This window comes from Oceanicella sp. SM1341 (assembly GCF_003448965.1).
Lineage (GTDB): Bacteria > Pseudomonadota > Alphaproteobacteria > Rhodobacterales > Rhodobacteraceae > Paroceanicella.
This window is the reverse complement of sequence record NZ_QRGC01000021.1, coordinates 38849-60524: the sequence shown is the minus strand read 5'-3', so window position 1 is coordinate 60524 and position 21676 is coordinate 38849. Positions and strand designations below refer to the sequence as shown.

The 21676-nt window shown below is 71.0% G+C and carries 3 protein-coding genes; all 3 read right to left on the bottom strand.

Features of this window, described 5'->3' with window-relative positions; translation table 11 throughout:
* Window positions 1-5 precede the first annotated feature (5 nt).
* Window positions 6-560, bottom strand: coding sequence for a TetR/AcrR family transcriptional regulator (locus D3P35_RS17485; RefSeq protein ID WP_198670678.1), 555 nt, complete (start codon window positions 558-560; stop codon window positions 6-8).
* A gap of 345 nt (window positions 561-905) precedes the next feature.
* The gene (locus tag D3P35_RS17480) at window positions 906-3242 is read right to left on the bottom strand and encodes a Tex family protein (protein WP_118136148.1); all 2337 of its coding nucleotides are present in this window, start codon (window positions 3240-3242) and stop codon (window positions 906-908) included.
* 310 nt (window positions 3243-3552) lie between these two features.
* Window positions 3553-21660 (bottom strand): carbohydrate-binding protein, encoded by an 18108-nt coding sequence (locus D3P35_RS17475; protein ID WP_118136145.1) that lies wholly within the window; start codon window positions 21658-21660, stop codon window positions 3553-3555.
* Between the last annotated feature and the right edge of the window lie 16 nt (window positions 21661-21676).

The window sequence follows — 21676 nt, the reverse complement described above, 5'->3', positions numbered from 1 at the left end:
GCCCGCTACTTCCCCTTCGCCTCCCCGGGGCAGAGCACGGCGCGCACGAGGGTGCGGGCCCGCTCGGGCTCAGGGCGACGGAAGCCGAAGGCATGCTGGTAGAAGAGCGTGCCGTAGATCTGGTCGTAGAGCTCCTCGGCGGGGCGCTGCGCGGTCACCTCGCCCGCCGCCTGCCCGGCCGCGATCACCGCCGAGATCGCCGCGCGGCGCGGCCCGAGGTAGCGCTCGGAGAACAGCTCCGCCGAGCCCCTGCGCGCCACGCAATCGGCCACCACCGCGAGCTGCACGCGGCCGAACTCGCCGGCCAGCGCCTCGGCGTAGCGGGCGGCATGGCTCTCCAGCGTGGCGAGCGGCGCGCCCTCGCCGGGCAGTTCCAGCAGCTCCGCCGCCTCCCCGAGGAAGGCGTCGATCAGCAGCTCCTCGCGCGAGGGCCACCACTTGTAGATGGTCATCTTCGACACCCGGCCGCGCCGGGCCACCGCCTCGATGCTGGTGGCGGCCAGCCCCTCCCCGGCCATCATTCGGTAGGCGGTGCGCAGGATCGCGCGCTGCGTGGCCACCGAGCGCGGACGCCCCCGGCGCGCAGGCGCCTCCGCCGGACGCGCCGCGGGGTCGGGATGCTCTGGGCCGCTGGGCACGGGCGACTGCTCCTCTCCGGCTCGGGTCTGCTTCCCGGGGTATAGCGCGCCGAACGCCCCCTTGCACGCCCCGGCGACGCTCTCCCGGCGCCCGGGCATTCCCGGGGCGCCCACGGTGGGACTCGCCATCTCCGCCGCTTGTCGCCCCCGGCCCTTGCCGAACGGGCAGGAACCCCTGCGCATCCGCGAAACCGTGCGGCCGAACGACAACCGCAGGGGCTGACCGCACCCGGCCGCGCGGAACGCGCGCGCCGGGTGCTCTCCCGGTCAGTCCTTGCGCTTCATCGCCTTCGAGAGCGCGGCACCGAGCGCGCCCATGCCGTCGGAGCCCGATCCGGGGCCGGATCCGGGCTTCGGGCCGTTGCCGCGCGGCGGGCGGCCGCCCCCGGGGGCCGGGCGGCCCTGCGCGGGGCGGCCACCGGGGGCGCGGGGCTCGGCCGCCTCCTTGCGCATGCTCAGGCCGATGCGCTTGCGGGCGGGGTCGACCTCGGTCACGCGCACCTTCACCACGTCACCGGCCTTCACCACCTCGTGGGGGTCCTTCACGAACCTGTCGGCGAGCTGGCTGATGTGGACGAGCCCGTCCTGGTGCACGCCGATGTCGACGAAGGCGCCGAAGGCGGCGACATTGGTCACCGTGCCCTCGAGCAGCATGCCCGGGCGCAGGTCGGCCATGGTCTCGATCCCGTCGGCGAAGCTCGCGGTGCGGAACTCGGGGCGCGGGTCACGCCCCGGCTTCTCCAGCTCGGAGAGGATGTCGCGCACCGTGGGCAGGCCGAAGGTCTCGTCGGCGAAACGCTCGGGCTGCAGGCCCTTCAGCGCGCCGGCATGGCCCATGATCTGGCGGATGTCGCGCCCGCAGGCGGCCACGATGCGCCGCGCGAGGCCGTAGGCCTCGGGGTGGACGGAGGAGGCGTCGAGCGGCTCCGCCCCGTCGCGGATGCGCAGGAAACCGGCACTCTGCTCGAAGGCCTTCGGCCCGAGGCCGGCCACCTTCATCAGCGCCTTGCGGGTGGCGAAGGCGCCCTGCGCGTCGCGGTGCGAAACGATGGCCTGCGCGAGCGAGGGGCCGAGCCCCGCCACCCGCGCCAGCAGGGGCGCGGAGGCCATGTTGAGGTCCACACCCACGGCGTTCACCGCGTCCTCCACCACGGCGTCGAGCGCCTTGGTGAGGCGGCGCTGGTCGACGTCGTGCTGGTATTGCCCGACGCCGATGGACTGGGGCTCGATCTTCACCAGCTCGGCCAGCGGGTCCTGCAGGCGGCGGGCGATGGAGACCGCGCCGCGCAGCGAGACATCCACGTCCGGAAACTCCTTCGCCGCGAGCTCGGAGGCGGAGTAGACCGAGGCGCCGGCCTCGGAAACGATCACCTTCGTGGGCCGCGCGGCGCCCTCGGGCAGCGCCTTCAGCACCTCGGCCACCAGCCGCTCGGTCTCGCGGCTGGCGGTGCCGTTGCCGATGGCCACGAGCTCGATGCCGTGGCGGCGGATGAGCAGCTTCAGCGTCTCCTCCGCGCCGCGCAGGTCGTTCTTCGGCTGGAACGGGTAGAGGGTGGCGGTCTCGACCAGCTTGCCGGTGGCGTCGACCACCGCGGCCTTCACCCCGGTGCGGATGCCGGGGTCGAGGCCCAGCGTGGGGCGCGCGCCGGCGGGGGCGGCGAGCAGCAGGTCCTTCAGGTTGCGGGCGAAAACCTCGATCGCCTCCTCATGCGCGCGGCGGCGCAGCTCGGTCATCAGGTCGAGATACATCGACAGCGAGAGCTTCACCCGCCAGGTCCAGGCGGCGGCCTCGCGCAGCCAGGTGTCGCCCGGGCCGGTGCCGGTGATGCCGATCTCGGAGGCCACGATCCCCTCGGCCCGGGCCACGCCGGCCTCCGGCTCGGGCGCGATGGCCACGGTCACCACCTCCTCCTTCGCGGCGCGCAGGATGGCGAGCGCGCGGTGCGAGGGGATGCCGGACCATTTCTCGCGGTGGTCGAAATAGTCGGAGAACTTGGCGCCCGCCTCCTCCTTGCCGGGGGTGACGCGGGCGGTGATCTCGGCCTCGGCGCGCATGAACTCGCGCAGCCGGCCCAGCAGGGCGGCGTTCTCGCTCAGTTCCTCGATGAGGATCTGCCGCGCGCCCTCCAGCGCCTCCTTCACGCCCGGCACCGCCTCGCCGAGGTAGCCCGCGGCGAGCGCCTGCGGGTCGGCGCCGCGCTGCGCGAGGATGGCGCGCAGCAGCGGCTCGAGCCCGTTCTCCCGCGCGATCATCGCCTTGGTGCGGCGCTTGGGGCGGAAGGGGAGGTAGATGTCCTCGAGCCCGGCCTTGGTCTCGGCGGTGGCGATGGCGCGGGCCAGCGCGTCGGTGAGCTTGCCCTGCTCGGTGATCGACTGGAGGATGGTGGCGCGCCGCGCCTCCATCTCGCGCAGGTAGGAGAGCCGGTCTGCGAGGGTGCGCAGCTGGGTGTCGTCGAGCCCGCCGGTGGCTTCCTTGCGGTAGCGGGCGACGAAGGGCACGGTGGCGCCGCCGTCGAGCAGCGCCACGGTGGCGGCCACCTGGCCGGGCTTCGCGCCGATCTCGGCGGCGATGTTTCGGGTGATGCGGTCTGCGACAGCGTCCAAGGCAAGCTCCTCCGGGTGGCAGGGGCGCCTTGATACAGGCCCCGGGCCGGGCCGCCAAGGGCGGGATGGGGGCATGCGGCCTGGCGCGCGGGCGGCGCGCCCGGGCACGCCCGCGGCCGCAGGGGTACCGGGGCGCAGGCGGACCCAGGGGCCGGCGCGGCTTTGGCCCTCCGCGCGGGGGGCGGGCCAGGGCTCGTCCCTCGACGGGCGCCGCGGGCCGCGCTCCGCCCTGCCCGGCCCCGGCGCGCGGAGCGGAAAAGCGGAAGCGGCCGGCACGGGGCCGACCGCTTCCTCGTGCTGGCGGGGAGGGTCAGACGAAGATGAAATCATCCTCCAGCACCACCCAGCCCACGGCCTCGGCCCGGTGCCAGACCTCGGCATCGGCAGAGGTTTCCTCGGCCACGTAGAGCGACAGGCCCTCCGGCCCGCGCGCCGTGGCGCGCAGGTTCGCGGTGTCGGTGCCCGCGACGGTCTGCAGCCAGGCCATCGTGTCCACCTCCGCGCCGAACCCGGCCGGGAAGTCGATGTCACCGCCCAGGTGAGTGACCGCGCCCTCGGCCCGACCGGCGGCCATGTCGCCGAAATCGCCCGTGGAGATGGCGATCCAGTCGAAGCGCTCGCCGACATGCGCGCCGTCGGCCGCCTCCTCCTCCTGGAAGGTGAAGCGGAAGCGGTCGGCGTTCACGCCGGTCACCCGGCTCACCAGCGCCCCGGAGCCGTTGGCCGAGGCCGCCTGCCCGGCCACCACCGGCGCACCGGCGAAATCGGCCTGGAAGGTCACGGTCTGGTAGGAGGTCTGGCCGGTCGTCGACCCCGCCTCGATCACCGCGCCGTTGGCGAGCTGGTGCACGCCCTGCTCCACCGCCATCCAGCTCACCGTCTCCAGCCCGTGCACGCCGTCCTGGTAGTCCCACTCGTCGATCTGGAACTCGAAGCCGGTGTCGCTGACGTTGCGCACCCGCACCGTCGCCGGGTCACCGTCATTCGAGGTGAGCGGGCCCATCACCACCGAGGGCGCGTCGAGCGCCTGCGAGAAGCTGACGGAGAACCACTGGTCCGGCCCGGTCTGCGCGACGCTCACCGTGCCGGAGAGGCCGATCACGTCCTCCGGCTCCGGCTCGGCCTGCTCCAGCGTGAAGCTGCGCATGTCGAGCAGGTAGCCGTTGGAGGCAGGGGTGCCGCCGAAGGTGAAGCGCAGGGTCTGCACGCCCTCGGCGAGGGTGAGCTCGACCGGCGCCGTATCGGCAAACTCGGTGCCGGAGAAGGAGGTGTTCCCCGCCCCGTTCGCATCGGGCAGCGAGACGGTGGCAAGCACCGTGCCCGTGTCGGTCGACACCGTCACGGTGTTGCCGCCGATCGGGGTCTTGGCGCTGAGCGACAGGGTGTAGGTGCCGGCCTCCGGCGCGTCGATGGTGTATTCCACCCACTCGCCGGCCTGCGTGTAGCCGATGTCGGCCTGGGCGCCGACGAGGTCGACATCGGTGTTCGCCCGCACCCCGCCGTTGCCGGGGTTGCCGGCGGTCGCGTCGTTCCAGGAAATGCCCTGGCCGCCGCTGTCGAAGTTGGTGGCATCGACCGTGAGCACCCCGCCGGAGAAGCCCGGCGCCGCCGGCCCCGGGAAGGGCGCCTGCAGGTCCGGCTCCGGCTCGGGCTCGGCCACCGAGAGGGTGAAGGCCGACTGCGCCTGCAGCGATCCGTCGGAGGCGGTCACGGTCACCGTGAAGTCGCCGCTCTCGGTGGGCATGCCGGTGATGAGGCCGGCGGCCGAGATCGACAGCCCGTCCGGCAGGCCGGAGGCGGTGAAGGTGAGGGCGTCGCCATCGGGGTCGGAGAAGGCGGTGGCGGCGTTGAAGGCGAAGGCTTCGTCCTCCTCCGCGTCCTGGCCGGCGATCACGCCGGCCACCGGCGCCTGGTTGGGCTCACCCACGGGCGTGAGGGTGAAGGAGCGGAAGTCCTGGCTGCCGCCGGAGAAGGTGACGCGCAGCACCTGCTCGCCCGCCTCCAGCGCCAGCCCCTCCGCCGAGCGGGTGAGGAAGGTGGTGTAGGCGCCGGTGTTCGCGTTCGCGATCGGGCCGGTGGAGGCATAGGGCGTGTCCTCGCCCGGGCGGTAGACCGCGACGGTCACCGAGCGGTTGTTGCCCACGGTGGACATCAGCAGGTCGAGGTCGAAGAGTCCGGCCGAGGCCACGTCCACCGTGTATTCCAGCCACTCGCCGGTCTGGATGTAGCCCACGTCGCCGAGCGTGGTGATCTCCACGTCCGAGCCGGTGCGCCCGCCGGTGGTGCCGCCCTGCAGGCCGGCCTGGTCGTTGTAGGCCACGCCCTGGCCGCCGTCGTCGTAGTTGACCGCGAGGATGGTGAGCGGCGCGCCGGCGAGGTCGGGCGCATCGGGGCCCGGGAAGGGCGACTGGCCGTCATCCACCTCGCCCGCCGCCACGCTGAGCGTGAAAGAGGTGCTGGCACTGGCGATGCCGTCGGAGGCGGTGACGGTGATGGCGAAGTCACCCGGGTCGGCAGGCGTGCCGGTGATCAGGCCGGCGGCGGAGATCGACAGCCCGTCCGGCAGGCCGGAGGCGGTGAAGGTGAGGGTGTCGCCGTCCGCGTCGGAGAAGGCGGTGGCGGCGTTGAAGCTGAAGGCTTCGTCCTCCTCCGCCTCCTGGCCCGCGATCACGCCTGCCACCGGGGCCTGGTTGGGCTCACCCACCGGGGTGAGGGTGAAGGAGCGGAAATCCTGGCTGCCGCCGGAGAAGGTGACGCGCATCACCTGCTCGCCGGCCTCCAGCCCGATGCCCTCGGCCGAGCGGTCGACGAAGGTGGTGTAGCTGCCCGAGCTCGGGTTCGCCACCGGGCCGGTGGAGGCGTAGGGCGTGTCCTCGCCGGCACGGTAGAAGGCCACCGTGGCCGAGCGCCCGCCGCCCGTGGTCGACAGCAGCAGGTCGAGGTCGAAGAGCCCGCCGGCGGCGATGTCGATGGTGTATTCCAGCCACTCGCCGCTCTCGATCCAGCCCACGTCGTTGGCGGAGGTGAGCTCCACGTCCGAGCCGGTGCGGGGGCCTGCGCTGCCGCCCTGCAGGCCGGGCGTGTCGTTGTAGGCCACGCCCTGGCCGCCGGTGTCGTAGTTCATCGCGAGCACGGTGAGCGGGGCGCCGTCCACCTCCGGGGCGTCGGGGCCCGGGAAGGGGGTCTGCTCGCCCGGCTCATCGGGCGCCACGGTGAGGGTGAAGGAGGTGCTGGCGCTCTCCTGCCCGTCCGAGGCGGTGACGGTGATCTCGAACACCCCGTCTGCCGTGGCGGTGCCGCTCAGCACGCCGGCGGCAGAGAGGGTGAGCCCGGCCGGCAGGCCGGAGGCGGTGAAGCTGAGCGCATCGCCGTCCGCATCCGAGAAGGCGGAGGAGATGTCGAGGGTGAAGGCATCGCCCTCGGTCGCGCCCTGGTCGGCGATGGTGCCGGCCACCGGGGCCTCGTTGCCGTCATCGAGCCCGCCGCCGGGGTTGGCCGCGGATTGGAAGATGGTGATGGCGTTGAGGGCGGCGTTGTTGGTGCCGTCGGGGCCGATCGAGTCCATCGTGATGGTGAAGCTGCCGCCGGTCACCTGCACCGTGGCGGTGATGGAGACGGCCGTGTCGCCGCCCGCCACCGCGAAGGGGTCGAGGTTGTCGGCCACCAGTTCGCCGTTGATCAGCATGTCGAACTGGCGCTGGCCGGAGGCGTTGAAGTAGGTCTCCTGGGTGTGGAGCACCACGATGTACTCGCCGTCGAGCAGGCCCGAGACGGTGGCGGTCCAGTTGGTGCCGTCGCGGTAGGTCTGGAAGGCGCCGGGCAGCGCGTTTGCCCCGTTGGGGTTGGAGGCATTGTCGGTGCCCGGGGTGCGGGTGGCGCCGTCTCCGGAGTAGGAGATCAGCGGGTCGCCGTCGCCGCGCAGGGCGACACCGTCGAGCCCCTGCTGGCTGGCCACCGCAGGGCCGCCGACGTTGAAGCCCACCACGTAGTCGCCGAACTCGGAGGGCGTGTCGCCGGGGTCGAAGAAGGCCACGGTGCCGTCGCCGTCCGCGTCGGTCTGGAGCGCGTCGTTGATGCCGTCGGCATTGGCATCCTCATCGGCCGTGAGGGCATGCCCCTGCACGTTGCGGATGATGTACATGTGGTCGTTGTAGTCGTAGTTGCCCGCCCCGGGATAATCCTGGATGGCGATGTAGGTGCCCTCGATCACGTTGCCGTCCGCGTCCTTCGCCTCGAAGTAGCGGATGAGGTGGCCCTGGCTGTCGTTCACCAGGTGGCCGATGTCGGGGTCGATGCGGTTGATCTCCGGGTCGGTCCAGGAGAGGTAGGTGGGCCTTCCGTCCACCGTCACCTTCAGCCCGAAGGGCTCGGTGGGGTTGAAGCTGGCGCGCGCCACCGTGCCGGTGTTGCCGGGGCCCGAGACCAGCCCGTCGGGCAGGATGGTCTGGCCCTGCTGGTCGTCGGCGGCGAAGAGCTCGGTGAGCGAGGCCGAGTCGAGGTCATGCATGCTCAGCCGCGCCACGTTGCCCTGGTTGAGGAAGGCGGCGAGCTGGATCACCTCCACCGGCCGGCTGTCATCGAGCCGCTCGAGATAGGGCAGCAGCACCTCGTCGCCCACCGTCTCCACCTGCCCGCCGTTGGCGAGCTGGCCGAGGGCCATGTCGGTGCCGTAGCCGAAGGCCTCGACGATCTGGGCCACGTTGGGCTCCTCGCCGTTCTCCGACTGGTTCTGCGCGAGGCCCGCGAGCTCGATCACCCCGGGCTGGATCAGCCCGTCGGTCTCGATGGTGAGGTTGCCGCGCAGCAGCACCGCGGCATTGTCGTCCACCGGGTCGGAGCCGATGAAGCGCACGGTGATCTGGGCGCTCGCGCCCGGGGCGAGGGTGGGCAGCGCCCCCACCACCTCGAAATCATCCGCGTTCGGCCCGCCGATGGTCACCCCGGTGACGGTGGTGGTCACGAAGCCCTCGTTGGTGAGGGTGATCACCGCCTCGTTGCGGAACAGCTGGCTGCCGTTGGCCGGGTTGTCGATGTTGGTGAACACCAGCCGGTCGTCGGCCGCGGCGTCATCGAGGCCGGAAACCACGATGCTGTCGCCGAAGCCCATCGGCTTCACGCCCTCCATCACGAACATGTTGTCGTTGTAGTCGTAGTTGATGCCCGTGTAGTCCATGATGATCAGGTAGGTGTCGGGGATCGCGACCCCCTCCGTGTCCAGTGCCTGGAACACCTTCACCGTGTGGCCCTGCTGCGCGCCGGGCACGATCACGTCGCCCGTGGGGTTGAGGCGCGGGTCGGTCGAGAGGCCGGCCACCTTGATGCCGAACACCTCCTCGCCCAGCCAGCCGTCCGGGATGGTGCCGGAGGTGATGGTGCGGGTCTGGAAGGCGGTGTTGTTGCCGGCATTGGGCAGGATGGTCTGGTTGTCGTCGCCGAAATGGCTGCCGAGACCCACCTGCTGGTTGCCGTCACCGGGGTTGTGGATGGCAAGGGAGGCGCCGCCCGGCCCGTGGAAGGCGGCGATATGGGTGATGCGTGCCTCCGTCACCCCGTCTGCCAGCGCCCAGTAGGGCGAGAGCACCTCGGTCTCGTCGGTCTGGGCGAAGACGTCGAAGGTCGAGAGCGTCGAGTTCTCGCCGCCGCCGGTGTAGCTCAGCCCCTCGATGAAGTTGCCGAAGCCGAAGATCTTCCACACCTCGTTCACGTTGGGCTCGTTGCCGCCCTCGGGGATGCGCTGCCAGAAGCCGGCGAGATCGACCGTGGCGATCGGGCTGTCGGCATCGTTGGTGCGCAGGGTGAGCCCGCCCTCGAACACCGTGGAGGTGGCGTCGATCTGGCCGTTGGAGCCGGTGGGGGGCGTGTAGAGGGAGCGGTCGAAATTCACCGTCACGGTGATGCTCTCGCCCGCGCCCAGCACCAGCCCGTCGAACACCGAGGGGTCGGCGAGGGAGAAGGGCCCGGTCACGTCGGCGTCGAGGATCTCCAGCGGCTCGGTGCCGGTGTTGGAGATCTGCACCTGGCCCGAGCTCTTGAACTCGCGGTCATTGCCCGAGCCGTCGGCCTCCGCCGGGTTCTCGATGTAGGAGAAGTGCAGGCGGTCGTCGAAGAAGGCGGGGTCGAGGCTCTGCACCTCCACCTCGGCATTCTCCGCCCCCGCCACGGCGCGGACATCGAGATAGTCGAGCGCGCTGGCGCCCGGCGCATCCGAGATCACCGTCACGCGGTATTCCACGCCGGCCTGCAGGGGGGTGTAGGTGGTCACCTCGCCGGTGTCCGCGAGGCCCGGGAAGGCGGACTGGTCCACCTCCTCGTTGGGCCCGCCATCGGCGGAGAGGAGGATGGTGAGCCCGCCGCCATCCGGCGCGCCGGCATTCGCGGCGAGGTCGAGGGCATAGAGCCCGTCCTCGGACACGGTGAAGTAGAACTCCGCCGTGCTCTCGCCCAGCGTGCGGGTGGAGCCGTCGGTCGCCTCCAGCTCGATGCGCCCGTCGGTGCCCACGTCGGCATAGGTGGCGTCGTATTCCTCGATCGGCGCCTGGGTGATGCGCAGGTAGTCGATGTTTGCACCATTGCCGCCCGGGGCGAGCACGGAGAGCGTGTGCACGCCCGCGGTGAGGGTGAGGGTGGTGCTCTCCGGCCCCCAGATGTTCTCCGCCGAGTTGGAGTTGGGCGGGAAATCGAGCGTCTCCACCACCGTGCCGTCGAGGCTCAGCGCCATCGGGCGCGGTGCCTTGCCGAGGCCGAGGGCATAGAGGATGTCGACCTGGTAGTCGCCGTCCTCCGGCACCTCGATGGTCCAGGTGATGGTGTCGTCGTCCGGCGTGGTGGCGTCGACGAAGCCGCCGCCGCTCTGGCCCCGGTCGTCCTCGGAGGCGAGCACGATGTCGGGGTTGCCGCCGAGGGCCGCGTTCTCCGCCTCGTAGATCACGTAGGTGACGCCGTCCACCTGCTCCGTTCCGTCATTCGGAACGGAGGTGAAGGTGAAGGGCTCGGAGATCGAGGCGGTGTTGGCATTGTCGTCGTTCACCGTGATGGTGACGGTCTGCGGGCCGGTGATGCCGGTGAGATCGGCGACGAAGCCGGTTTCGGTGAAGGTGACCGGCAGCGGCGTGGTGCCGCCGTCGAGGCTCACGGTGATGGAGATGATGTCGTCATCCACCCCCGCGAGCCCGAATTCCACCGCCGCGAGATCGCTCGAGTCGACCAGCGTGACCGCGAGGTCGCCGCCCTCGTCGGCGGTGAAATCGCCGGTGATCGGGGATTGCGTGATGCGCAGGTAGTCGATGTTGGGCCCGTTGCCGCCCGGGGCGAGCACCGAGAGGGTGTGGACGCCGGCGGTGAGCTCCAGTGTCACCGTCTCCGGCCCCCAGATGTCCTCGGCGGTGTTGGAATTGGCCGGGAACTCCAGCGTCTCCACCTCCGTGCCGTCGAGGCTCAGCGCCATCGGCCGCGCGGCCTTGCCGGCACCGAGGGCATAGAGGATGTCGACCTGGTAGCTGCCGCTCTCCTCCACCAGCACGGTCCAGGTGATGGTGTCGTCGCCGGGGGTGGTGGCGTCGACGAAGCCGCCGCCGCTCTGGCCCCGGTCGTCCTCGGTGTCGAGCACGATGTCGGGGTTGCCGCCGAGGGCCGCGTTCTCCGCCTCGTATTTCACGAAGATGATGCCGCCCACGTCCTCGGTGCCGTCATCGGGCACGTCGCCGCCGAGGAAGATCCCGGTGTCGACCGCGGCGGTGTTGGCATCATCGTCGTTCACCGTGATGGTGACGGTCTGCGCGCCGGTGAGGCCGCTGAGATCGGCGGTGAAGCCGGCCTCGGTGAAGGTGACCGGCAGCGGCGTGGTGCCGCCGTCGAGGCTCACCACGATGGAGACGATGTCGTCATCCACCCCGGCAAGGGCGAAGGCGACGGCCGAGAGGTCGCTCGCGTCGAGCAGAGTCACGGCGAGGTCGCCGCCCTCGTCGGCCGTGTCATCCACCTCGCCGCCCAGCGGCGCCTCGGTGATGCGCAGGTAGTCGATGTTGGCACCGTTGCCGCCGGGGGCGACCACGGAGAGCGTGTGCACGCCGGCGGTGAGGGTGAGGGTGGCGGTCTCCGGCCCCCAGATGTCCTCGGCGGCGTTGGAATTGGCCGGGAAGGCCAGCGTTTCCACCTCCGCGCCGTCGAGGCTGAGCACCATCGGGCGCGCCTCCTTGCCGGCGCCGAGGGCATAGAGGATGTCGATCTGGTATTCGCCGTCCTCCGGCACCTCGATGGTCCAGGTGATGGTGTCGTCATCCGGCGTGGTGGCGTCGACGAAGCCGCCGCCGCTCTGGCCGCGGTCGTCCTCGGTGTCGAGCACGATGGCGGGGTTGCCGCCGAGGGCCGCGTTCTCCGCCTCGTATTTCACGAAGCTGACGCCGTCCACGTCCTCCGTGCCGTCGTTGGGCACGCCGGCGATGGTGATGTCGGCGGAGGCGTCGGCGATGTTGCCCACCCCGTCGGTCACCACGAGGGCGACGGTGACGGCGCCGAACAGGCCGCTGAGATCGAGGGTGAACTGGCCGTTCGCATCCGGCGTCACGGTCTCCGGGTCTCCGCCGTTGACGCTCACCTCGAAGGAGGTGAGGTCATCGTCGTCGCCGGTGATTTCGAAGACCATCGCCGCGGGGTCGGTGTCATCGACCAGCGCGAGGGCGAGGTCACCGTCCTCGTCGGCGGTCACGTCAGGGTCGGTCACGTCGAGCGGGGTGATGAACACGCTGTCGATGTTGGGCGCCGCGGCGCCGGTCTGCTCGATGATGATCGTGTTCGTGCCCTGCTCGAGCGTGAGCACGATGGAGAAATCCTCCCACACGTCGAAGCTGCCGGTGTTGGTGCCGGTGATCGCCACCGACTGGTCGCCGGTGCGGATGGCGAGCGGGCGCTCGGTGGTGGAGGCCATGCGGAAGGTGAAGGTGTAGGTGCCCGGCGCCTCCACCGTCACCTCGAAGGAGGCCTTGTCCTCGGCGCCGCCGTTGGGGTCGAGGTAGCTCAGCCCGTCATAGCCGTCGTTCATGCCGTCGAGATTGGCGTCGTAGCCGGTGCCGGTCTCGTGGGTGGCGGGGTCGTCGAGCCGGCGGACGAGGGTGGCCTCGGTGCCGGTGAGATTGCTCAGCACGGTGAACTCGATGGCATCGATCCAGATGCCCTCGCTCTCGCCCACGGTGAAGCTGTCGGCCGCGCTGGCGGTGTTGGGCACCTCGTCGCGCACGGTGAGCACGGCGGTGACCGGCCCCTCCTGCCCGGTGAGGTCGAAGGTGAACTGGCCCTGGGCGTTGAGCGTGACGGCGGTGGCCGCGCCGCCGTTGAAGGCGATCTCGATCTCCTCGATGTCCTCGTCGAGCCCGGTGACGGCGAAGATCACCGCGCCCGGCACGCTCGCGTCGAGCACGGTGAGGGTGAGGTCGCCGCCCTCGTCGGCCGTGGGGTCGGAGATGTCATCGCCCGGTGCGGGGGTGAGCAGGATGATCTGGCTCGCCCCGGTGCCGCGGTTGAGGGTGACGAGGTAGAGCTGCCCGGTCTCGGGGTTTTCCACGATGTCGAGCGGGTCGATGTAATCGTCGATCACCTCGCCGCCGGGGCGGCGCAGCACGTCGTCGCCGGTCACCCGCCCGGTCACGGGGTCGACCTTGATCACCCGCACGTTGTCGCCCTGCGAGAACTGGGCGAAGAGGATGGCGCCCTGCAGGCTGCCGCCGAAGACATTCGAGGTGTACTCGGTGACCCCGTTGGGCGACTTGTTGAAGTCCAGCGAATAGGCGCCCTCCACGTCGTAGTCCGGGTCCGGCATCACGCCCACGGGGTAGGACTGGCTGCCGCCCGAGCCGGTGTTGGCCTCGTTGGGGTCCACGCCCGCGGTGGGGTTGCCGCCGTTGAGCACGTAGTGGCCGAGCAGCGGGTTGGGGTGGCCGTAGTAGCCGCCCTCCTGCACCTGGAACAGGAAGTCGTACTGCTTGGGCGCGTTGGTGGTCTCCTCGTTGATGGCGGTGTTCGGGTCGTCGAGCGTGTTGCCGCCCGCCGCGGTGCCGTTTGTGGGCACGTAGAGGAAGCCGTTCGAGTGCCAGACGAGGTCGTAGCCGTTGCGGATGCCCTCGCCGTAGATCGAGAGCACGGCGTCCTCCGCGAAGGGATTGTAGTAGCCCGCGAAGGTGCCGTCGGTGTTGAACGGATCGCCGGTGCGGTAGGTGGGGGCGTTCACGTCCGGGTCGTAGGGCTCGGTCTGCACGTCGAAGCCGCCCTCGGGGGGCTCGCGGCGCGGGTCCACCTCCAGCACGGCGGCGTTGAGCAGGCGCTCGGGGCGGAAGCCCCAGGCGTTGTCCGGCCGGCCGGCGGCGGTGTTGGAGCCCTGCGTGAGGTAGAGCAGGTAGGCGGGCTCCCCCTCCAGCCCGGCATCGGGGTTTGCCCGGAACTCGAGGCTGTTGGTGACATGGTCACCGCCCGAGCGCGGCAGGCCGTGCAGGTAGGTCTCGGCCGAGGCGCCCTCGAAGGCGCCGTCCTCGCCGAGGGTGATCTTCGAGATGCGGCCGGAGAAGTCCGGGGTCTGGTCGGCCTTGCCGTCCACCGGCACCGGGGCGTTATCGGTCACCCAGATGACATTAGGGTCTTCGGGGTCGAAGACGAGGCCGATGATGCTGCGGCCGGTGTCCTGGAAATAGCCGAGGTTCAGCGTCTCGGCCGAGGCGAGGTCGAGCGAGCCGTCCTCGTTCACGTCCCAGCGCTTCAGCTCGCCGCCGATGGAGACGGCGTAGAGATGCCCGTCCGGCCCGAACTCGATGGAGGTGAGCGCCACACCGCCCTCGCCGAAGCCGTCGAGCTGGATCTCGTCGGTGAAGGCCACCTCGCGCGGCACCACTTCCGGCGCCTCGCCGGTGACGAAGGTGGTGGAGTAATCCTGGAACTGGCGCAGGGGCTGGCTGCTGTCGGTGAGGTCGCCGAGGTCGAGCACGTCCTTGATCTGCAGGGTGTAGGAGGTGTTTTCCTTCAGGTCCTGCAGCGGGCGGATGGTGAGCGAATCCGCCCCGCCGGTCACCTGCACGTTGATCGCCACCTCGACCCCGGTGAGGGTCTCGACCAGCTTCACCTGGTCGGTGAAGGTCACGTTGGGGCCGCGGTGGTCGATGGCCTGGAGCTGCACGCCCACCACGATGTCGGAGGTGGGGTCGATGTCGATGGGCACCGCCCCGTCATCGCCGATCTCGATCGAGACCTGGCCATCCTCCAGCGAGGCGGCCACGGCATCGACGAATTTCGAGTAGTCGAGGTCGGCGCTGCGGTCGTCGTCCGGCGTGAGGTCGGGCACGAGGTCGAGGTCGAGCCACTGGATCTCGGTGTTCTCGCCGCCGATCGAGTCGATGGTCAGCCGCCCGTCCGTCACCTCCACGATGCCGGTGTAGAGGTTCGAGCGGAAGCCCTCGCCGTCATAGGAGGCATCATAGGCGCCGCCCGTGAGCTTCACCCCGTCGAGGTTCACCGGCTCGAACACGGGGCCGAACTGCTGGCCCTCCACGTTGATGCGGTAGGTCGAGTCGTACTGCCCCGCCGTGTCGCCGATGGCCACGGTGAGCTGGTAGACGCCGTTCTCCACCGCCATTTCCCAGGCGCGCTCGTTGGTTGCCGCCGGGGCGCCGGGGTATTCGAAATGCAGGTAGGTCTTCTGCAGGTCGCTCGCCTCGGCGACATCGCCCTTGTAGCGGGCCGAATTCTCCGGCTGGGCGAGCGGCGTGCCGGTCACCGCGCCGTCCTCCACGTCCACCCAGCCATAGGTGAAGCCGTTGGACTGCAGCCCGTAGGCCTGGCCGGTGTCGGAGAGATAGCCCTCCGGGGTCTCGTAGCCCGCGGGGGCGGAGGCGGCGGGGGCCTCGAAGTTGATCTTCACCACCGGGGTGAAGACCTCCGCGTCCTCCGGCCGGTCGGGGATGCCGTCGCCGCCGATGGTGAAGCTGCGGGTGGCCACCGCCTCGTTGCCGGCGGCATCGGTCACGAAGATCGACGCGGTCACCGGGCCCTCGGGCAGGGTGGAGCCGTCGAAGACGAAATCGCCGTCCGCGTCGGGGATGCCGGTGATGTCGGTGCGGGTGGTGCCGTTGTCGAAGCTGATCTCGATCTTGACGATGTCATCGTCGACACCGGCGATGTTGAAGTTCATCGAGGCGGCCTGGGTCTCGTTCAGCGTGCCGCTCACCCCGTCGAGGAACAGGTCGCCGTCCTCGTCGGCCGAGAGGTCCATCGGGCCGGTGCCGGCCTCGGTGATCTCGATGCGGTCGAGGTTCGGGCCCGAGGTGAGCCCGGCGGGAATGGCGAAGGAGACGGTGTTGCTGCCCGCCTGGAGGGTGACGGTCTGGGTGGAGTATTCCCAGTGGTCGAAACCCTCCTCGGTGCCGGTGCCGTCGGGGTCGGTGCTCAGGAACGGCATCAGCACGGTGGCGCCGCCGTTCACCGAGAGGTCGAGCGGGCGGTCGGAATTGGAGGCGTAGCGCACGCTCAGGTCGTAGCTGCCCGCCACCGGCACATCGATGGTGAGGGTGACCGTGTCGCCGGCGTCATTGCCGAAATCGAGATAGCCGGTGCCGGTGAAATCGGGCCGCAGGGCCACGGAGCCGGTCTCGGGGTTGGAGGGGTCGCGCACCTGGGTGGAGTTCGCGTCCGCCGTCTGGGCGAGGGTGATGGCGCCGGTCTCGGCCTGCACCATGAAGGGCACGAAGGGCGCCACCTCGCCCACGGTCACCGTGAAGCTCACCGGGGCGGAGGCGAGGCCGCCCGCCTCGGCATAGACCTCGAGGGCATAGACGCCCTCCGGCGCGTCCGTGGGCACGATCAGCTCGTCGCCCACCACCGCGAAGCCCGCGGGCAGCGTGCCCTCGCCGGCCGCGCGCACGGCGTAGCTGACGGCGTCGCCATCCTCGTCGGTGGCGCCGAGCCCGTCGAGCGCCACCGTGGCCCCTGCCCCGCTCGCCACCGCGAGATCGGCAAGCTCGGCGCCCTCCGCCAGCTCCGGCGCGTCATCCGCATCCGCCACGGTGAGGATGAGCGTGGTGTCGGTCGAAAGCCCGCCCGCATCGGTGGCGGTCACGGTCACCTCGGCCGTGCCCGCCTCCTCGAAGTTGAGCGACACGCCGTCCTTGAGCTTCAGTGCGCCGTCCACGATCTCGAAATCGGAGGCCGGGTCGACCGAGAAGGTGACCGCGCCGCCCTCGGGGTCGGCCGCCGAGAGGGTGCCGATCACCGCGCCCGCGTCGTTTTCCGTCACCGTGTCGCTGTCGATGGTGACCGGCTCCGGGGCCTCGTCCACGTCGGTCACGGTGAGGGTGAGGGTCTCGGTGGTGGAGGCGCCGTTCGCATCGGTCGCGGTCACCGCCACGTCCACCGTGGCGCCGGCCTCGAAGTCGAGCGCGATGCCGTCCTTGAGCTTCAGCGCGCCGTCGACAACCTCGAAATCCGAGGCGGCGTCCACCGAGAATGTTATGGAATCGCCCTCCGCGTCGGTGGCCGAGAGCGTGCCGATCACCGTGCCGGCGGCGTTTTCCGCCACGCTGTCGGTGCCCAGCACGATGTCCACCGGGGCGCTGTTGGGCTCGTCCACCCGGGTGAAGGTGAACTTGTCGGTGCGCAGGATCTCGCCGTCCGCCTGGCCGGAATAGGTGAGGATGGTGCCGGCGGAGACGTAGACCGCCTGCTCGTAGACCACGGTCTTGAGGTTGCCGGCCTGGCCGCCGGTGCCGCGGGGCCCGGAAGTGTCGAAGGTGCCGATGTCATCGAAGTTCAGCCCGTCGGCCAGCACCGTGTCGCCGACCGAGAGCGAGAAGGAGGCGTTGCCGTCGGTCTCGTCGTAGAAGGTCATCGCCACGGTGTACCAGCCCTCCACCAGCCCGTTGGCGGTGAGGTTGGTGGTGATCAGGCTGGGGCCGGAGGAGTTTACCGCCCGCAGGATGGCGCTGTTCGACGCGCCGGCCTGGCCGGTGGAGGTGAAGTTGGTGGCGCTGCCCAGGCCGGTGAAGTCCTCCGCCTCCACGACCACCACCTCGCCGATGCCCGGCGCGTCGATCACGAGGTCGATCTCGAGGCTGGCACTGAGGCCGCCGGGGTCGGTCGCGACGATGGTGAAGCTGCCGGACCCGGTTTCCGTCGGCGTGCCGGAGATCACCCCTTCCGAGTTGAGGGTGAGCCCGGCGGGCAGCCCCTCCACGGTGAAGGTGAGCGCGTCGCCGTCGGGGTCGGAGAAGACGCCGGTGAAATCGGCGAGCGCGATGGGGGCGATGGCGCTGCCCACCGCGCCGGAGAGCGGCTCGAAGGCGGCATCGCCCGCCACCGGCGCCTCGTTCACGTCATCCACCGTGAGGGTGAAGACATCCTGCGCCGCGGCACTGCCGTCGCTCGCGGTGAGGGTGACGGAATAGGCGCCCGGCGCCACGCCGTCGACCGAGCCGGAGAGCACGCCGTCCTCGAGGCTCAGGCCGGTGAAGCTCGCGGTCACGTCCGCCCCGCCGCCATCGGTGATGGTGAAGCCGAAGGTGAGCGCGTCGCCGTCATCATCGACGAAGGGCAGGTCGACCTCGATGGCGCCGTCCTCGTTCACCACGAGGTCGGCCACGCCGCCGCCCACCACGCGGGGGGCGTGGTTTCCGGGCTCGCCGCCGCCGTCGCCCTCCACGAACTGCACGTTCGAGAAGACGGGCGCGCCGAGGCCGTTGGAGGCCTGGTCATCGTCGGAGAAGAACACCAGCGAGGTGAGGGTCTGGCCCGCCTGGCCGGAGAGGTCGATGGTGACCGCGAGCCGGCCGTCGCCGAGATCCTCCACCGCGGCGGTGCCGCGCAGGTTGGTGAAGCCGCCGTAGAGCGGGGCCTGGGTGCCGGCGAGCTCCCAGAACACGCCGCTGCCGTCGAACGGGTCGGTGCTGGGGTCGATGCCGATGCCGGTCACCTCCGCCGGGATGGCGCCGGGGGTGAGGATCAGGGTGAGGCTGGTCTGGGCGGTGACCTCGTAGGGGGCGGAGAGCTCCACCCGCTTCCACAGGTTGCCCGAGAGGGTGAGGCTCGTCTCGTCCTCCGAGGGCTGGGCGCCGGCGCCGCCATCGCCCGGCCGGTCCTGCCCGCCGTAGGAAGAGATGGCCGAGGCCGGGAACAGCACCGGCACCGGCGCATCGTCCGAGGGGTCGTTCGCGGGGGCGGCGGTGAAGCCGGCGGAGAGATCGCCGAAGCTCACCGTCACCTCCGGCTGGCTCGCGGCCTCGTAGTCGAGCGCGACACCTTCGGCGAGGGCGAGCTGCAGCGCGCCGGGGGTGCCGATGACACGGAACAGCGCCGCGTCCGCGCCGCTCAGCACGATGTCGCCCGCGGCGGGGGTGCTGTCGGTGCCGGTCACGGTGATGTCGGCCACCACGGCGCCCGCCACGTTCTCGGTGACCGCCACCGGCGCGAGGCCGAGCGCGGCCGGGGCCGGCCCCTCCACGGTGAGGGAGATCACCACCGGCGCTGAGGTGAGCGCGCCGTCATCGGCGAGCACCGGGATCTCGTAGACCTCCGGCGCCACGCCCTCCGCCACGTTCAGCGTGCTGCCCTCGAGGGTGACCCCCTCGGGCACCGCGCCGCCCAGCACGAGGGTGAGGGGGTCGCCGTCCACGTCGCTGAGCACCAGTGCCTCGAGGGCGATCGCGCCGCCCTCAGCCCCCACGGTGGCGGGCGCGATGCTGCCGGAGAGCTCCGGCGCATCGTTCACCCCCGCCACCGTGACCGTGACCCCGGCGGTGGCGGTGGCGCCCTCGCGGTCCTCCACGGTGTAGGTGATGGTGGCCTCGCCGAAGAAGTCCGGCGCAGGCGTGAAGGTGAGCACGGTGCCCTCGATGCTCACCGTGCCGTCGGGCGAGGTGGCACCGGTCACCACCGGCGCGCCCGGCTGGTCGGCGTCCGCGATCAGGGCCGCGATGTCGACGGCCACGGCGGTGTCCTCGTCGGTGGTCGCGTCACCGTCTAGCGCGGTGGGGTCGCGGTAGAGCGGCGTGGGGTCGGGGAAGGTCACCTCCGCGCCGGGGGCGGAGATGGCGATGGCGTCGATGTTGGGCGCGCCGGCGTCATCGGTCTGCACGATCACCACCTCATGCGGGCCCTCACCGGTCACGGTGATGGTGAAGGTGCGGGTTTCCCACTCGTAGAAGGTGCCGGTGTTGGTGCCCTGGGCGGCGGTCTGGCCCTCGGTGGTTGCCAGGGCGAGCGGGCGCTCGGCGCTGGAGCCGTTCGCCAGCCGCAGGGTGACGTCATAGGTGCCTGCCGGGCCCTCGAAGGTGAAGGCGGCCTTCTCGCCCGCGAGGCCGTTGATGTCGAAATAGCCCTCGCCGGTATAGTCGTGCCGCAGGCCGTAGACGTCGAACTCCAGCGCCGTGCCGGCCTGGAGGGTGGTGTCGTTGAGCCCCGCCCGCTCCTGGTTCTGCAGGCGGGTGCGCACCAGGCTGGTGTCGCCGCCCGGCAGGATGGCCATGTCCTCGCCCTGCACGAACACGGTCTCGAAGCCGGTCTCGCCCGGGGTGCCCACCGTGAGCTGGAAGGACACGGGCCCGGAGGACAGCGCGACGTCAGAGGCGACGAGCCCGATCGTGTAGACGCCCTGCGTCGTGCCCGGCGCCACGGTAAGGGCGCTGCCGTCGAAGCTGATGCCGGGCGGCAGGCTTCCGGCCGCCTCCAGCGTCGTCGCGTCGCCGTCCTGATCGGTTGCGGTGAGGCCCTCGAGCACGATGGTGCCGCCGCTGGCCGGCACGTCGAGATCGGCGATGCTGCCGGCAAGGACGGGCGCGTCGTTCACGTCTCCCACGACGAGCTGCACCGAGCCGGTCACGCTGCCGGCGGCATTCGTGGCGGTGAGGCCGAGGGTGAGCAGCCCCTCCGCCTCGTGGTCGAGGCTCACGCCGTCGACCAGCTTCAGCACTCCGTCGACCACCTCGAAGCGCGGGTCGTCCACAGCGAAGGTGAACGGCCCGTCATCGCCGCTCACCAGGATACGGCCGACATCGACGCCGGCGGCGTTCTCCAGCACCGAGTCGTTCTGCAGCCCCACCGCGGTCGGGGCGGCCGCGACCAGGATGACCTCGATCTTGTCGATGTTCGGCCCGCCGCTGCCCGACAGCACGAGGTTCGTCGCCCCGGCGGCACCGAGGGTGATGGTCTGCGATTCGGTGCTCCAGCCCTCCCAGCCCGCGGCGAGCCCGGCGGTATTGGACACCACCACCCCCTCCGGCAGGTCGTCGAGATCGTCCGGCAGGCCGCGCAGCACCTGGTCGGTGCCGTTGGTGGGCGCGAAGGTGAAGCCGGCGAGCGGCGCGCCCCCCTCGCCGAGAAGCTGCAGCGGGCGGTTCGCGGTGCCGCCCTGCGCATAGGTCACCCGCACCTCGTAGACCCCGGCCGCGGGGGCGTCGAAGCCGAAGCCGGCCGTGCCCGCCGTGGTGCCCCAGTCGAGGTAGGAGCCGCCCTCCGCCCCCGGGCGGAAGGTGTCCGAGCCGTCGGCCAGCGTCTCGGCGGAGACGGCGACATTGCTGCCGGTGAGGCTCAGCGCCTCGGCCTGCACGGAGAACACCGCCGGGTCGGCCGGGCGGAGCTCGAGATAGTCGATGTTCGGGCCGCTGAAGCCGTTGGAGGTGAGGCGGATGGTGTTCTCGCCCGGCTGCAGGCTCACCCTCGTGCCGGCCTCGCCGTAGGTGGCGTTGTCGCCGGTGCTGCGCAGGTCGAACACCCGGTCGAAGAGGGTGCCGTTCACGTCGAGCCGCATCGGCCTGTTGGTCGCGCCGCTGCTGTTGAAGGCATAGCCGATGGCGATGTCATACTCCCCCGCCTCGGCCACGGTGACGGTCCACTCCACCCATTCGCCGCCGCCGAGGTTGAAGTTGTTGGTGCCCGAGGGCAGGCCGGAGAAGTCGACGAAGGCCTCGCCGCTGGCATTGTCGAGCTGGGCCTGGGTGCCGGCGCTGCCCTCGTTCTCCGCGGGGTCGTTGCTCACGATCACCGGCGCCTCGGTGCCGGTGCTCGCGTCCTCCGCAGCGCCCAGTGCGGCGTCCTCCGCCTCGATGCGCAGGGGCGCCGCCGTGTCGTCCACGGGGCCCATGCTGAAGCTGCCGCTCGTCTCCCCCAGGATGGTTGCGCTTCCATCGAGCGCCTGCACCGTGAGCGCGTATCCCCCGTCTGCCAGGCCGTCGAAGCCGAGCCCGTCGATGTAGACCACCGGTCCCGCCGGAACCTCGATGCTGGTGATCGCGGCGCCCTCCGCCGTGGTGAGCTGCACGGAGAAGCTCTGCACCGCGCCCAGGCTGTCCAGATCCGCAACGATGCGCAGCCGCTCCGGGGCTCCGGTTTCGAACCCGGACCCCATGACGCCGGACACAAGGGTATCGGACAGATCGACGAAGGAAATCGAGATCATCTCAACCTCTTAAATC